The 14,142-nt window shown below is 65.4% G+C and carries 12 protein-coding genes, 1 tRNA gene and 4 pseudogenes; 13 read left to right on the top strand and 4 right to left on the bottom strand.

All coding sequences use genetic code 11. The features are described from left to right. Nucleotides 1-7 precede the first annotated feature (7 nt). From J7654_RS02675 to cysN, 3 genes are all read left to right on the top strand, one after another. Entirely contained in the window at nucleotides 8-805 is a 798-nt protein-coding gene (locus tag J7654_RS02675) for a phosphoadenylyl-sulfate reductase (protein ID WP_209737982.1), read from the top strand. A gap of 61 nt (nucleotides 806-866) precedes the next feature. Further along, the gene (gene cysD / locus J7654_RS02680) at nucleotides 867-1,769 is read left to right on the top strand and encodes a sulfate adenylyltransferase subunit CysD (protein WP_209737984.1); all 903 of its coding nucleotides are present in this window, start codon (nucleotides 867-869) and stop codon (nucleotides 1,767-1,769) included. After that, the gene (gene cysN / locus J7654_RS02685) at nucleotides 1,770-3,452 is read left to right on the top strand and encodes a sulfate adenylyltransferase subunit CysN (protein WP_209737986.1); all 1,683 of its coding nucleotides are present in this window, start codon (nucleotides 1,770-1,772) and stop codon (nucleotides 3,450-3,452) included. Nucleotides 3,453-3,491: 39 nt separating this feature from the next. Here the strand turns inward: cysN and J7654_RS02690 are convergent, their stop codons facing one another. The 3 genes from J7654_RS02690 to trxA all read right to left on the bottom strand — a co-directional run bounded on the left by J7654_RS02690 (nucleotide 3,492) and on the right by trxA (nucleotide 5,417). Continuing rightward, entirely contained in the window at nucleotides 3,492-3,707 is a 216-nt protein-coding gene (locus tag J7654_RS02690; protein WP_209737988.1) for a Trm112 family protein, read from the bottom strand. Beyond that, a complete protein-coding gene (locus J7654_RS02695; protein WP_209737990.1) occupies nucleotides 3,704-4,381 on the bottom strand; it encodes an LON peptidase substrate-binding domain-containing protein in 678 nt (225 codons plus the stop codon). The genes J7654_RS02690 and J7654_RS02695 overlap by 4 nt, the downstream gene beginning before the upstream one ends. 79 nt (nucleotides 4,382-4,460) lie before the next feature. Beyond that, nucleotides 4,461-5,417, bottom strand: a complete 957-nt coding sequence (trxA, locus tag J7654_RS02700) for a thioredoxin (RefSeq protein ID WP_209737992.1) — start codon at nucleotides 5,415-5,417, stop codon at nucleotides 4,461-4,463. A 263-nt stretch (nucleotides 5,418-5,680) separates the two neighbouring features. Here trxA and J7654_RS02705 point away from each other — a divergent pair. The 8 genes and pseudogenes from J7654_RS02705 to J7654_RS02740 all read left to right on the top strand — a co-directional run bounded on the left by J7654_RS02705 (nucleotide 5,681) and on the right by J7654_RS02740 (nucleotide 10,605). Beyond that, nucleotides 5,681-5,755, top strand: a tRNA-Gly gene (locus J7654_RS02705). A gap of 256 nt (nucleotides 5,756-6,011) precedes the next feature. Continuing rightward, a complete protein-coding gene (locus J7654_RS02710; protein ID WP_209737994.1) occupies nucleotides 6,012-6,437 on the top strand; it encodes a MarR family winged helix-turn-helix transcriptional regulator in 426 nt (141 codons plus the stop codon). 87 nt (nucleotides 6,438-6,524) lie between these two features. Further along, nucleotides 6,525-7,031: a (2Fe-2S)-binding protein gene (locus tag J7654_RS02715; protein ID WP_209737996.1), complete on the top strand. Its 507-nt coding sequence runs from the start codon at nucleotides 6,525-6,527 to the stop codon at nucleotides 7,029-7,031. Then, nucleotides 7,028-7,528, top strand: a pseudogene (locus tag J7654_RS02720) (FAD binding domain-containing protein); the annotation flags it as partial. The gene J7654_RS02715 and the pseudogene J7654_RS02720, both read left to right, overlap by 4 nt. 63 nt (nucleotides 7,529-7,591) lie before the next feature. Then, a pseudogene (locus tag J7654_RS02725) lies at nucleotides 7,592-8,757 on the top strand (IS3 family transposase). 20 nt (nucleotides 8,758-8,777) lie between these two features. Beyond that, nucleotides 8,778-9,029, top strand: a pseudogene (locus J7654_RS02730) (SDR family NAD(P)-dependent oxidoreductase); the annotation flags it as partial. A gap of 129 nt (nucleotides 9,030-9,158) precedes the next feature. Then, nucleotides 9,159-9,528, top strand: a pseudogene (locus J7654_RS02735) (VOC family protein). A gap of 264 nt (nucleotides 9,529-9,792) precedes the next feature. Beyond that, the gene (locus tag J7654_RS02740) at nucleotides 9,793-10,605 is read left to right on the top strand and encodes an IS5 family transposase (RefSeq protein WP_209736461.1); all 813 of its coding nucleotides are present in this window, start codon (nucleotides 9,793-9,795) and stop codon (nucleotides 10,603-10,605) included. Nucleotides 10,606-11,010: 405 nt separating this feature from the next. Here the strand turns inward: J7654_RS02740 and J7654_RS02745 are convergent, their stop codons facing one another. Next, nucleotides 11,011-11,997, bottom strand: coding sequence for a LysR family transcriptional regulator (locus tag J7654_RS02745; protein WP_209738002.1), 987 nt, complete (start codon nucleotides 11,995-11,997; stop codon nucleotides 11,011-11,013). 211 nt (nucleotides 11,998-12,208) lie between these two features. Here J7654_RS02745 and J7654_RS02750 point away from each other — a divergent pair, with 211 nt between their 5' ends. Next, on the top strand, nucleotides 12,209-13,174 hold the full coding sequence (locus J7654_RS02750) for an agmatinase (protein WP_209738004.1): 966 nt from the start codon (nucleotides 12,209-12,211) through the stop codon (nucleotides 13,172-13,174). 82 nt (nucleotides 13,175-13,256) lie between these two features. Continuing rightward, on the top strand, nucleotides 13,257-14,117 hold the full coding sequence (locus J7654_RS02755; protein ID WP_209738006.1) for a transporter substrate-binding domain-containing protein: 861 nt from the start codon (nucleotides 13,257-13,259) through the stop codon (nucleotides 14,115-14,117). The last annotated feature ends 25 nt before the right edge of the window (nucleotides 14,118-14,142 follow it).

Here is a 14,142-nt window from a genome sequence, read left to right on the forward strand (position 1 = left end):
AACCCGCATGTCCGACGCGCGAGAAGAGCTGGCCGCCGAGCTGAACGCCGCCTTCGCCCGCCTGACCCCGGCCGAGCGGCTGGCGGCCATGGTGGAGCGCGTCGCCGCGCCCGTGGTCTTCACCACGAGCCTGGGAATCGAGGACCAGATGCTCACGCATCTGATCTTCAAGGCGGGCCTGCCGATCAAGGTGGTGACGCTCGACACGGGCCGTCTGTTTCCCGAGGCCTACGCGCTCTGGCGGCAGACCGAGGAGAGATACGGCCGGCGCATCAAGGCGAAATATCCGAACGCCGAGGCGCTGGAGGAGCTGGTGGACGACCAGGGCATCGACGGCTTCTACTTCGCCCCCGAATTCCGCAAGGCCTGCTGCGGCGTGCGCAAGGTGGAGCCGCTGGGCCGCGCCCTGAAGGGCGCCGGCGGCTGGATCACCGGGCTGCGCCGCGACCAGTCGGCCAATCGCGAGACGCTGGACTTCGTCTCCTTCGACGCGGCGCGCGGACTGCTGAAGGCCAACCCGCTCTTCGACTGGACGCGCGAGGACATCCGCCTCTTCACGCTCGACAACGCGGTGCCGGTCAACCCGCTCCACGAACGCGGCTTCCTCTCCATCGGCTGCGCCCCCTGCACCCGCGCCCTCAAGCCCGGCGAGCCCGAGCGCGCCGGGCGCTGGTGGTGGGAGGAGGAGACGCGAAAGGAATGCGGACTGCATGTCGACGACGCCGGCCGGCTGGCCCGCACGCACGACGGCCGCCCCGCGCATGGCGACGCCGCTTTCGAGGCCATCCCGCCCCGCGCGCCCTGATGTTCTTCTTTTGTTTCACGTGAAACAGGCGTGAGACGCCGCTTTCGGCAAGGCACCCCCCATGAAACCGATGACCCATCTGCAGCGGCTCGAGGCCGAGTCGATCTTCATCATCCGCGAGGTGGCGGCCACGGCCGAGAACCCGGTGATGCTCTATTCGATCGGCAAGGATTCGGCCGTCATGCTGCATCTGGCCATGAAGGCCTTCGCCCCCGGCAAGCCGCCCTTCCCGCTCCTGCATGTGGACACGACCTGGAAGTTCCGCGAGATGATCGAGTTCCGGGACCGGCGGGCGAAGGAGCTGGGGCTCGACCTCATCGTCCACATCAACGAGGACGGGGTTCGGGCCGGGGTCAATCCCTTCGCCTCCGGCTCGCGCCTGCATACCGACGTGATGAAGACCGAGGGACTGAAGCAGGCGCTCGAGAAATACAGGTTCGACGCCGCCTTCGGCGGAGCGCGCCGCGACGAGGAGAAGAGCCGCGCCAAGGAGCGCGTCTTCTCCCTGCGCTCGGCCGAGCACCGCTGGGAGCCCAAGAACCAGCGGCCGGAGCCCTGGCGCCTGTTCAACACCCGCAAGCGGCAGGGCGAGAGCTTCCGCGTCTTCCCGCTCTCCAACTGGACGGAAAGCGATGTCTGGGACTACGTGGCACTGGAGAACATCCCCGTCGTGCCGCTGTATTTCGCGCGGAAGCGGCCCGTGGTGAAGCGTGACGGAATGCTCATCATGCGCGACGACGAGCGCATGGAACTGCGGCCCGGCGAGAGCGTGGAGGAGATGGAGGTCCGCTTCCGGACCCTCGGCTGCTACCCGCTGACGGGCGCGGTGCGCTCGCAGGCCCGCGACCTTCCCGGCATCATCTCCGAGATGCGCTCCTCCCGCTCCTCGGAGCGCGAGGGGCGGCTGATCGACAGGGACGGCGGTGCCTCCATGGAAGAAAAGAAGCAGGAAGGGTATTTCTAGATGTCGAGCGCCCTCAAGCCGCTGCCCGTCGACGCCATTCCCGCTGTGGATGCCAGCGCCGCGGCGATCGCGCAGGACGAGACCTTCGCGGGCCCCGCGCCGGACGGCGTCGCCGCCCCGGCCGCCTCGCTTCTGCGCTTCATCACCTGCGGCTCGGTGGACGACGGCAAGTCCACGCTGATCGGCCGGCTGCTGCACGACACCAACTCGGTCTTCGACGACCAGATGGAGGCGCTGGAGCGCGATTCGAGAAAGTTCGGCACAACGGGCGAGGATCTCGACTTCGCGCTGCTGGTGGACGGCCTCTCGGCCGAACGCGAGCAGGGCATCACCATCGACGTCGCCTATCGCTACTTCTCCACGGCCCGGCGTGCCTTCATCATCGCCGATACGCCCGGCCACGAGCAGTACACGCGCAACATGGCCACGGGCGCCAGCCAGGCGGACCTGGCCATCATCCTCGTCGATGCGAGGAAGGGCATCCTGCCGCAGACGCGCCGCCACTCCTTCATCACCTCCATGGTGGGCATCCGCTCGGTGATCGTGGCGATCAACAAGATGGACCTCGTCGGCTTCGACCGCGCCGTCTTCGAGCGGATCGAGGCGGACTACCGCGCCATCCTGCCCCAGCTCGGTTTCACGGACATCGCCTTCGTGCCGATCTCGGCCAAGGGGGGCGACAACATCGCCGCGCGCTCGGCCAGCACCCCCTGGTACGAGGGGCAGACGCTGCTGGAGCGGCTGGAGAGCGTGCGGCCCGAGACGCTGGAGCCGGAGGGCGCGCCCTTCCGCCTGCCCGTGCAATGGGTCAACCGTCCCAATCTGGACTTTCGCGGCTTCTGCGGCACCGCCGCCAGCGGGCGCATCGCCAGAGGCGACGCGGTGGTCTCCCTGCCCAGCGGCCGGACGAGCCGGGTGAAGGCGGTCTTCGGCCCGGACGGCGAGGTGGAGGCCGGCTTTGCCGGCGAGGCCCTCACCCTGACGCTGGACGACGAGATCGACGCCTCGCGCGGCGACGTGATCGTGGCGCGGGGCGACACGCTGCGCGCCACGAGGACGCTGAGCGTCGATCTTCTGTGGATGTCCGAACGCCCGCTGATCGCGGGGCGCCGGCTGATCGCCAGGATCGCCTCCGCCCAGACGCCCGCGCTCGTGCGCACGCTTGACGAGGCGGTGGACATCCACTCCTATCGCCCACGCCAGACGAGCGCGCTGGCGATGAACGAGATCGGCAAGGTGACGCTCGCGCTGGAGCGTCCCACCGTCGCCGCGCCCTATGCGGACACGCGCGAGCTCGGGGCGCTGATCCTCATCGACCCGATGACCAACGAGACGGCGGCGCTGGGCGTGGTGCGCGCCATCGCGGCCGAGCCGGGCATCCAGGACGCCGGCGTCCCGGCCGCCGCCGCATCGGCCTCCCGCTTCGAGCGCGCCCGCGCCCAATGGCTCGGCACGGCGGCGGGCCGCCCGCGCCTCGCCGCCCCCCTGGTGCGGTTCCGCGCGGCGGCGGCGATTCTCCTCGGGCTGCTGGCGCTTCTCTTCGGCCTCGGGCTGCCGGGCGCGGTTCTCCTGGCGCTGATCGACTTCACCCTTCGCCCGTTCCTGTGGCGCCTCTTCACGCCCGAACCCAAACCGGGCGAGACGAACCGGCCGGACGAGGTGGGCGACGGGGCCGGCATCTGAGACGCGGGGCCCCTTCCCCATCCGCGTTGATCGGACCTGCTATTCGAGCGAGCGGGCCTCCGAGGCCAGCATGATCGGGATTCCGTCCCGGATCGGATAGGCGAGCCTTGCGGCGGCCGAAACGAGCTCGTTGCGCTGCGCGTCGTAGGACAGGGGCGTCTTGGTGAGGGGGCAGACCAGAAGCTCCAGCAGCCTCGGGTCCGGCCTCAGCCGCGCGGTGTCGCCCGCCTGCGGATCTCTGTCGTTCCCGCTCATTGCAATGTCCGCGTCCCGTCTTCCGAATTGCCGCGCGCCAGCGATATCTCGGTGATCGCGACGAGCGTCTCGGCCCTCGTCTTCAGGTCCGGCGCCTCCAGCAGCGCCTGCTTCTCCGCCGGCCCGTAGGGCGACATCATGGACAGGGCGTTGACGAGCGTTTCGTTCGACGCCTTCACCACGCTGTCCCAGTCGGCCTCGAGCTGGTTGGCCTCCAGATAGAGGCGAAACGCGCCGAGCAGCGCCTCCCGATCCACATCCTCGGCCCCCGAATCGAGGTCCAGATCGGCCGCGAAGATCTTCGTGCGGCAGATTCGGTACGGCGTGCGCGAGGCGATTTCCTCTTCCACCCGGAAGCGGGCGATGCCGTGCAGGGTGATGAGATAGCGCCCGTCGCCCGTCTCGGTGATCGAGGTCAGCCGCCCCAGGCAGCCCACGGCGCACAACTCCGGCTCGCCGGAGGGCTGGCGGGCGCCATCGAGGCGCGGCTGGATGATGCCGACGACCCGATCGCCCTTGAGCGCGTCGTCCACCATCTCCAGATAGCGCGGCTCGAAGATATTGAGCGGCATCTGGCCCCCGGGTAGGAGCAGCGCTCCTTCCAGCGGGAAGACGGGGATGGTGGCGGGAACCTCGTTCTCGCTCGCATAGGTCCTGTTGCCGGCCTGGCCCAAATCGATACCCTCTCCTCAGGAGGCTTGAACTGGCGCCTTCGGCGCCCTTCGCAAGGGGAGCGGCCTCCCGCCGGCCACCTTACGAGAAAAGCAGCGAGGAAAGCCGGCGTCGGGCGTCCCTGGTGGCCGGATCGGCCGGCCCCCAGGCCTCGAAGAATTCGAGCAGCTTGCGGCGCGCGCCGTCATCCTCGAAGCTCCGGTCGCGGCGCACGATCTCCAGAAGATGGCCGGCCGCCTCGGCCCGCTCGCCCTTCGCCTGGGCGATGAGCGCCAGGTCGTAGCGCGCGCGGTGATCGTCCGGATCGCCCTCGAGCCGTGCCTGCAGGGCCACCGGATCGCCGAGCCCGGCGATCTCGTCCAGGAGCTTGAGCCGCGCGACGACGCCCGCGAAGGCCGGATCGGCCAGCATTTCGGGCGGTACCTTCTCGGTCACGGCCCGCGCGCTCTCGGGGTCTCCGCCCTCGAGAAAGCATTCGGCAAGCCCGGCGGCGGCCTTGGCGTTGTCGGGCGCGTGCTGCAGGACGGCGCCGAAGATCTGCGCGGCGTTCTGGTGATCGCCGGCATCGAGGCGCTCACGCGCCTGCGCCAGCGCCTCCTCCACCGGGTCCGCCCCCGCCCCGCCGGCGCTGGCCACCAGCCTGTCGACGAAAGCCTTCACCTCGCTTTCGGGCAGCGCGCCCATGAAGCCGTCCACCGGCTGTCCGTTCACGAAGGCGAAGACGGCCGGGATCGACTGGACGCCGAGCTGGCCGGCGATGGAGGGATGCTCGTCGATATTCATCTTGACGAGCTTCACGCGCCCGCCGGCGGCCGCCACGACACGCTCGATGATCGGCGTGAGCTGCTTGCAGGGCCCGCACCAGGGCGCCCAGAAATCCACGAGCACGGGCTGGTTGCGCGATTCGCGGATCACGTCCTGCGAGAAGGCGGCGGTGGTGGTGTCTTTGACGAGGCCCGCCGACGCGGCCGCCCCGACCGGAGCCTCGGACGGCCCGGTGCCGCCGGCCTGCATCGAAGCGAATGGATTGTTGCTCATGATCGTTCCTTTTCGCCTCCAGACCGGCGATGGGGTCGATGTCCGCTCGCGCACATGAATGTCAAGCCGCAAAGCCCGATCCGGCTCCCCGGCGCAACCTTCGCCGCACAAGGACCGTGATATCGTGCGCAACGCGCCCCGCATCAAGCCGGAACCGCCGCCAGGCGCAAGGAAGCCGCCCGACGCGAATTTTCCCGTTGCATTCCCAAACGGCTTGCGCCATATAGCGGCCGTCCGCGGCGCCACGGCGCAGCGGGGAGCGGGCGGGTGTAGCTCAGGGGTAGAGCACAACCTTGCCAAGGTTGGGGTCGAGGGTTCGAATCCCTTCGCCCGCTCCAGTTTTTTCAAAGAAAACAAGGACGGCGACCTTCGGGTCGCCGTCCTTGTTTTTGCGCCAAGCTACCACCAAGCTACCACGCAATTGAGCGTGGGTAGGCCGGACCGCATTGTGCGTGACGGCTTGTCGGAAGTTGCCTCGCGAAGAGGTGGACGCCCCGCTACCGCTATGGATCGAGACGTCGTCTTCGCGAGAAGCTGGCGTTCCGCGCATATGCAATCTGGCCCGACGCAAGCATGAGGCGTTATATGGCGCCCATGACTAAGCCGACCGATGAACAGATAACGGCCCTCAGTACCGCACTCGAGACTTTCACCCGCCGTTACAAGCTGGCTGATGTGGGCGGCAAGACGCTCAATCTGCTCGACACACAGACCCTGCTGTACGTGTCTGAGCATCCCGCGTGCGGACCGACGGATGTGGCGCGTTATCTCGGCGTAGCGGCGACGACGATTTCGTCGGTGACCGATCGGCTCGTGAAGCATGGTTTCCTTGAGCGCCGGCGGATCGAAAGCAACCGCCGGTCGGTTGCGCTCACGCTTTCGCCGAAAGGCGAAGCGCATGTCGCCGCATATGCGCGGGCGCATGACGATCTCTACCGGATGATGCTCGATCGTCTTTCGCCGGCAGAACGCGGCACCTTGATCGAGCTGATCACAAAGATCGCCTACCACGACGATTGAATTATACGAATATCGTACCATTTCTTCAAGCAGGAGAGGTCGCCGAACCCTCCTTTGGCCTTGCAAGGGGCCTTGCAAGGAGGGACGATGCCGATACGGATCAACGGGGCCGATGTGCCCGTGCCGGACGACGCGCGCGTCTCGCTGCTGGATCTCCTGCGCGAACGTCTCCATCTGACCGGCACCAAGGTCGGCTGCAACCAGGGCGCCTGCGGCGCCTGCACCGTTCTGGTCGACGATGAACGCGTCCTCTCTTGCCTGACGCTGGCTGTCCAAGTGGACGAACGCTCTGTCACTACGGTCGAAGGTCTGGGCGGCCTCGACCACCTTCACCCACTCCAGGCCGCCTTCATCGAGCATGACGGCTTCCAGTGCGGATATTGTACGCCCGGCCAGATCTGTTCCGCGGCGGCGATGCTGCGCGAGATCGAGCGTGGGGCGCCGAGCTACGTCACGGCCGATCTCGGCGCGGACGTGATCACGCTCTCGCCCGAGGAGGTTCGCGAGCGGATGAGCGGTAATCTCTGTCGCTGCGGCACGCATAACGGGATCGTGGAAGCCATTCTCGATGCGGCAAGGGAAACCGCGCGATGATGCCGGTCACCTATAGCCGTGCGGCAACAGCAGACGAGGCGCTGCGCCTCGCACGCGAAACCGGTCACCGGTTTCTTGGCGGCGGGACCAATCTCGTCGACCTGATGCGGCAGATGATCGAACGGCCCGCGGCCCTCGTGGACGTGACCAGCCTGTCGGACGCAATAGAGGTCGGCGACGACGGCGGCCTCATGATCGGCGCGGCCGCCCGCAACAGCGCCGTCGCCGCCCACCCACTCGTGCGTTCTCGCTACCTTGTGCTCGCCCGTGCCATTCTGGCGGGCGCTTCGGGCCAGATCCGCAACATGGCAACCGTCGGCGGCAATCTCATGCAGCGCACACGCTGCGCCTATTTTTATGACCGAGCCGGATCACGCTGCAACAAGCGCGAGCCTGGCGCCGGCTGCGACGCGATCGGCGGCTTCAACCGCTATCATGCGATCATCGGCGCATCGCCGGACTGCATCGCGACGCACCCTTCCGACATGTGCGTGGCGTGATCCTCCCCCATTGAACGGGTCTATCCTGAAGTATGGTTTTTGCCATGAAGGAGGACCACGATGGCCCGGAAGAGACACAAGCCCGACGAGATCGTCACGAAGCTTCGGCAGGTTGAGGTGCTACGAGGCCAGGGGGTGGCGATGGCTGATGCCGTTCGCCAGATCGGCGTGTCGGAGCTGACCTTCTAGAGGTGGCGGAAGGAGTATGGTGGCATGAGCCGCGACCAGCTCCGCCAGATGAAAGAGCTCCAGAAAGAGAATGAGCGGCTTCGCAAGGCGGTGGCTGATCTGACCCTGGACAAGCTGATCCTTTCGGAGGCGTCCCGGGGAAACTTCTGAGCCCCGCGCGTCGCCGTGCCTGTATCGACCATGTCCGCTCGGTTCTGCCGAAGAAGGTCTGCGAACGCCGGATCTGCCGGGCTCTTGGTCAGCATCGCTCGACGCAGCGGCGCCGGCCTCGTGGCCGGGACGACGAAGCGCAACTGACCGAGGACATCGTCGAGCTCGCCCGTTGCTATGGTCGCTACGGCTACCGCCGGATCGCCGCGCTTCTGCGCAGCCAGGCGGGCTGGGTGGTCAACGACAAGCGGGTCGAGCGCATCTGGCGACGTGAGGGGCTGAAGGTTCCCGCCAGGCAACCGAAGAAGGGCCGGCTCTGGCTGAACGACGGATCGTGCATCCGTCTGCGGGCCGAACGACCCAACCATGTCTGGTCCTACGACTTCGTCGAGGACCGAACCCAAGAGGGACGAAAGTACCGCATGCTGAACGTGATCGATGAGTTCACGCACGAGGCGCTCGCCATCCGGATCGATCGCAAGCTCGATTCCACCGATGTCGTCGACGTCCTCTCCGACCTCTTCATCCTCCACGGGGTACCGGAGAACATCCGATCCGACAACGGCCCGGAGTTCATCGCCAAGGCCGTGAGGAAATGGATCGCCGCCGTCGGGGCGAAGACCGCCTATATCGCGTCCGGCAGCCCATGGGAGAACGGCTTCATCGAAAGCTTCAACGCCCGCATGCGCGACGAACTTCTCGATGGCGAGGTCTTCTACACCCTCGCCGAGGCCAGGATCGTTATCGAAAGCTGGCGGCGCCACTACAACACCGTGCGCCCGCACTCCTCGCTCGGATACAGACCACCGGCGCCGGAAGTCTTCCTGCCGGCATTCGCATCAGCACCCGCGCCCCGATCGCTGGCACAACGGCCGACGATCCACTAACACTCCAACCGGACCCGTCGATGGGGGCAGATCACAACACCGCCGTCAGCATCGCTCGTAGCGGCGGTGACGTGATCTTGACTTATCTTAACGGCGCCGACGCCGCCCAGGCCGTGGTCGCGGAGATCGAGGCTCTTGGCCGCAAGGCCATCGCTTTGCCCCTCGATGTCAGCAACATCTCCACTTTCCCGACCTTCGTGGAGAGCGTCCGTTCGGCGTTGCAGTCGATTTGGGGACGGACCGATTTCGACCATCTCGTCAACAACGCCGGTCATGGCGAGATGGATGGCTGCCTGATGGCCAGGTGGTGCCGCCACGGCCGTCTTTGCCTGAACGACTGGAACTGATGGCGAACCGGCTTTCCCGCCACCTGTCATCGATCGCATTCTCAAGGAAATGAAATGAAATCCGTCTTCCATCTCGCCTGCCACGTCACCGACCTCGACGAGGAACGCTCCTTCTACCGGCGACATGCTCGGCTGCAGGGAGGGTCGCAGCACCGACACATGGGTCGATTTCGACTTCTTCGGCACCGGCAAGGTCGGCAATCACATGGAGATGATGCCGCATATGGGCGTCGCGCTGATGCTGGACGACTGGAAGACGCTCGCGGCGCGTCTGGAGGCCAAGGGCGTGACGTTCGACATCCCGCCGGTCGTCCGCTTCGAGGGCGAACCAGGCGAGCAGCGCACGATGTTCTTCTTCGATCCATCCGGCAACCCGATCGAGATCAAGGGCTTCGCCTCCGAAGACGGCCTGTTCGCATCGTAAACGCCTATCGCTCTGCAGACTGGGTAGTCCCAGCAGCTGGCCTTGATGTTTGACGATCTGGGAGAGATTGAATGCTCCACCCGCATTTAGGTTAGCCGGGGCCGAACGCGGACGGAGAGCTTCCGGGTACATCAGGCCGGAAAGCTGCCTATCCGTAGACGATCCTGATCGGCTTCCCTTGTCTAAGAGTCCGTCCGAGAATGGGTTGAGTGATCGGAGCGCGGCTGATTCCAGAGGGTATCTGACACCTGATCTGGAAACGCCATGTGGACCCCGACCACCCGGCGGCAGCATAGCCGCGACCACCTGCGATATGAAACCGACCTGACCGATGCCGAGTGGGGGATCATCGAGCCCATGCTGCCGAAGGGATGTTCGCGAGGGCGACCGTCGGCCTGGCCGACGCGCGAGATCCTGAATGCGATCTTCTACGTCCTGCGGGGTGGCATTCCCTGGCGGCTCATCCCCAAGGACATGCCGCCCAAGAGCACGGTGTTCGACCATTTCAGCCGCTGGCGCGACGCTGGCGTATTCGCGACCATCAACCACCGCCTCGTCATGAGGGATCGTGAGCGGGTGGCGCGCGATGCCTCGCCCAGCGCCGCCGTCATCGACAGCCAAAGCGTCAAGACAACCGAGGCCGGCGGGCCGAGAGGGTATGACGCCGGCAAGAAGGTGAAGGGTCGAAAGCGCCAGGCCATGGTCGATACGGATGGACGCGCCCTCGTTCTCGATCCTCAGCCCGCCAGTGTCCAGGACCGCGACGGTGCCGTCCCTGTCCTGCGCCTGTCGCGGCGTTCCTTCCCGTTCGTGACGAAGGCCTTCGCCGACGCAGGCTTTGCGGGAGAGCGGCCTCGCACCGCAACGCTGATCGACATTGAGATCGTCAGGAAACCGCCAGAGCAGATCGGATTCGCAATCCATCCGAGGCGCTGGGTCGTGGAACGCTTCTTCGCATGGATCAGCCGCAACCGGCGCCTCTGGAAGAATACCGAGGCCACGCTCGCATCCGCCACAGCCTTCCTCTACGCCGCATCCGTCATGATCCTCCTACGTCGCATCGCTCGGGCATCATGAATTCCCGGACGGACTCTGAGATCGCAAAACCCTAAGGGAAGATGATCGGATCGCGGTTACGATGGTGACAGATGCGACCATTCGGCGCGCGGGCATGCTCTCTCGATTTCACTCTCCAGAGAGGAGTTTCGATTTAGAGCAAGTGGTAGACCTTCTAGGCCCATGACAACTCCCCTCCAAATTGCTGGGGCGAGAGCCTTATCGAAGGCGTCGTCGCCAAGATGCCCATAGGAGGCGTGCGGGAGACGCTTCGAATCGAAATTGGTGGCGGTCCTGAGACGCCTGCCCGCCAGCGGGAGAATCTTGGCCGCTTGTCCGTCGGTTATGTCGTAGTGCTTCGTCAGCGGCCATCTCTTCGAGATATTCAAAGAAGTGAGAGAGGTCGGCACGAACAAGGGAGCGCACTCACCTCCCGTCGCACAAGGCTTGTGCGGCCCGCGCCGTTCCCATCTGTCGCGCAACTCGCACGATGGTTTCTTTCATGGCGTTCGACGCCTGCGAGATCGACCTGTCACGCTCCGTCACGACGCAGAAGACCGTTTCGAGGCTGAGGTGCGAGGAGCCGGGGACTTCGACGAAGGGCCTGCGCGTCCGGATTCCCTCAACATAGTGGTCCGGCAAGAATCCTACATAACGCCCCGTATTGACGAGTGTGGCCACAGCTTCCAGTCCACTCGCCTGCGCCGTCCACGCGGCGTCGATGTGCCTCGATGATCCTGCGGGACCGTCATGACTGAAAGCCCTGTGCACGATGCCGTAGCCCCGTGAGGCGAGTCTTTCCAATCGGGGTGGTGCCTCATCGGCTTGGGGGCAGCAATACAGGTGGAATCGCTCGGTGAAGATCGGAATCCCCTCGAACCCCGGACCCGCCAACTCGGAGGACACCACGCCGAGATGCAGCCGGCGCTCCGTCAGGGCGGCCGCCAACTGGTCGGGAGGATAGATGGAGACCGATAGGCGCACGGCCGGCGCGATCTTCATGAATGCCTCGATCGCGTCGGAGATCTTTGCATCGGGGTTCGTGAGGCAATTGTCGGCGACGCCTAGCCTGACCTCCCCTTCGAAGAGTCCGTGAGCCGCGTTGATCGCAGTCCTCGTGCGGTCCAAAGCGTCGTCGAGCGAACTGGCCGCAGCATAGACCTTCGTCCCGTAGTCCGTCAGGGAGAAGCCCTTTGGTCCGCGAAAGCAAAGTGTTCCGTCGAGGCGGGCTTCCAGCGACTTGATCGATCGGCTAACCGACGACTTCTCCAGTCCGTTGCGCTCTACCGCAGCGGTGATGCCGCCTGCATCGCAAACTATCCTAAAAACGCGCAGGTTCCGGAGGTCGTTCTCATGGAGCGGCCCGACCGTCCGACGCTTTAGAAACGGGGTTTTGACGAGCGTTCCATCCATGGGAAGGCCTCGAAGGTTGCGTCTGGAACAACCGCGTTGCTCCCTTTGCGGTTTTCTCGCATGTCCGCGATGGTCATGAATAGTCCCCGAAGTTCATAAATTAGTCTCTTCCGTTAGATGGCTATTTTTAGTGCAATGGGCGCGTGAATTGGGCGTGGTTCCGAGGGCTCACGCGGCCGGCATGATCTGAATGCATAGGAGTATTTCGCCCATGTCTCTTACCGTTCCAGCGCCGGTCTCGCACGGAAGCTTCCTGTACGCGCCGGTCCATACCGATCTGGACTCTCTGGAAGCCGACATCGCTTTTCTCGGAATTCCCTATGGCAGCGCCTACACGCCGGACGCGCTTGCGAACGACCAGATCAATGCGCCTGACACGATCCGGCGCGTGACCTACCGTGTATCCAGGGCGCTTGAGCGCCACGACTTCGATGTCGGCGGTCCGATCTACGACGATCGCCCGATCCGTGCGGTGGACGTTGGCAACGTTCCCTATGATCTCGAAGTCGCAGGCGGTGGCCACTTCGCGCGCGCCGAGGAGGCGGTGCGCAAGATCCTGAAGGCCGGGGCGATGCCGATCACCTTCGGTGGCGATCACGGCATTCCAATCCCGATTCTGCGGGCACTTTCCGAACTCGGCGGAGACGAACCCATCACCCTCGTTCAGATCGACGCCCATATCGATTGGAGGAACGAGGTGAACGGTGTCCACGACGGCTTGTCGAGCCCGATCCGCAGGGCATCCGAGATGGATCACATCGGGGAAATCTTTCAGATCGGAATCCGTGCCCAAGGCAGCGCACGCCCAGAGGAATACGAGGCCGCGGTGGCCTACGGCGCCAACATCGTGCCCGCCTTCGAGGTACACGACCATGGGATCGACTCCGTCCTGGACCGAATCCCCTCAGGCGGGCGTTACTACATCACAATCGATGCCGATGGCATCGACCCTTCGGAGGCACCGGGCGTCGAAGGTCCCGCGCCGGGAGGACTGACCTTCCATCAGTGCCGGCGCCTGATCCACGGGCTCGTGGCCAAGGGGCGCGTCCTCGGCATGGACGTCGTCGAGATCACCCCGTCTCGCGATGTCAACGACATCACCTCGATCCTTGCCGGCCGGCTGGCCGTCAACCTGATCGGCGCCGCCGTCAGGGCGGACTACTTCGCGGGGCCCTGAAACGCCCGGATCCGACGGAGGGAGGCCCGAGGACGAACGTCTAAGCAGTCACGGTTTCAACTCCAAAGGCGAGAAAAGCGACATGGCAAAACTCACGCGCAGGCAATTCGGCATCGTCACCGGGCTCACGGGTGTCTTGGCCGCGTTCCCGATCCCCCTCCTCGCCCAGACGGGAGGAACGCTGGGCCGCATCCGAGAAACGGGAACGGTCACCGTCGGCACGGAAGCCGCTTTTCCTCCGTTCGAATTCGTGGACGAGAGCGGCCAGATCGTCGGATACGGCAAGGACATCCTCGATGTCATCGTCTCCGAACTCGGCGTTGAGCTTCGGCAGCTCGATCTGCCTTGGCAGGGTATCCTGCCAGGCCTCCTCGCAGGCAACTTCGATTTCGTCGCCACCACCGTCGGCGTCAATGAAGAGCGGGCCTCCCGCTACGCCTACACGGCCCCGATCGCCAACGGGCAACCCTATGCGCTCACCCGCGCCGGGGAGGCGTTCGAGGATGAGGACGCGATGGCCGGGCTTCGAGTCGGCACGCAGCTGGCTTCGTCGACGGAACCGATCGCCCGCGCCCTGAACGACCGGCTCACGGCTGAAGGCGAGGGCTTTGCGGATCTCTTGCTCTACACCGCGTTCACCGACTGCTACGTGGCACTCGCCACCGGGGAGATCGACGTGGTGATCCAGTCGCTGCCATCGCTGGCGACCCTCGTCAGGGATCGCCCGGACGCATTCGAGATCGGGGCGCCGATCGAGACCGGAGTGCAGTGGACCTACCTATGCTGGGTGACGAGGCCCGAGGACACCGATCTTCGCGACTTCATCTCGGTCGTGATCTTCAAGATGAGGGACGACGGCCGTCTCTACGAACTCCAGGAGAAGTGGTTCGGATTCCGGATGGAGATTCCCCACGACGGCTACCTGCCCGAAGGCGCTCTCTGAGCCTCGGTCAGCCCCGATGAGGGGG

Source organism: Aureimonas populi (assembly GCF_017815515.1).
GTDB lineage: Bacteria > Pseudomonadota > Alphaproteobacteria > Rhizobiales > Rhizobiaceae > Aureimonas > Aureimonas populi.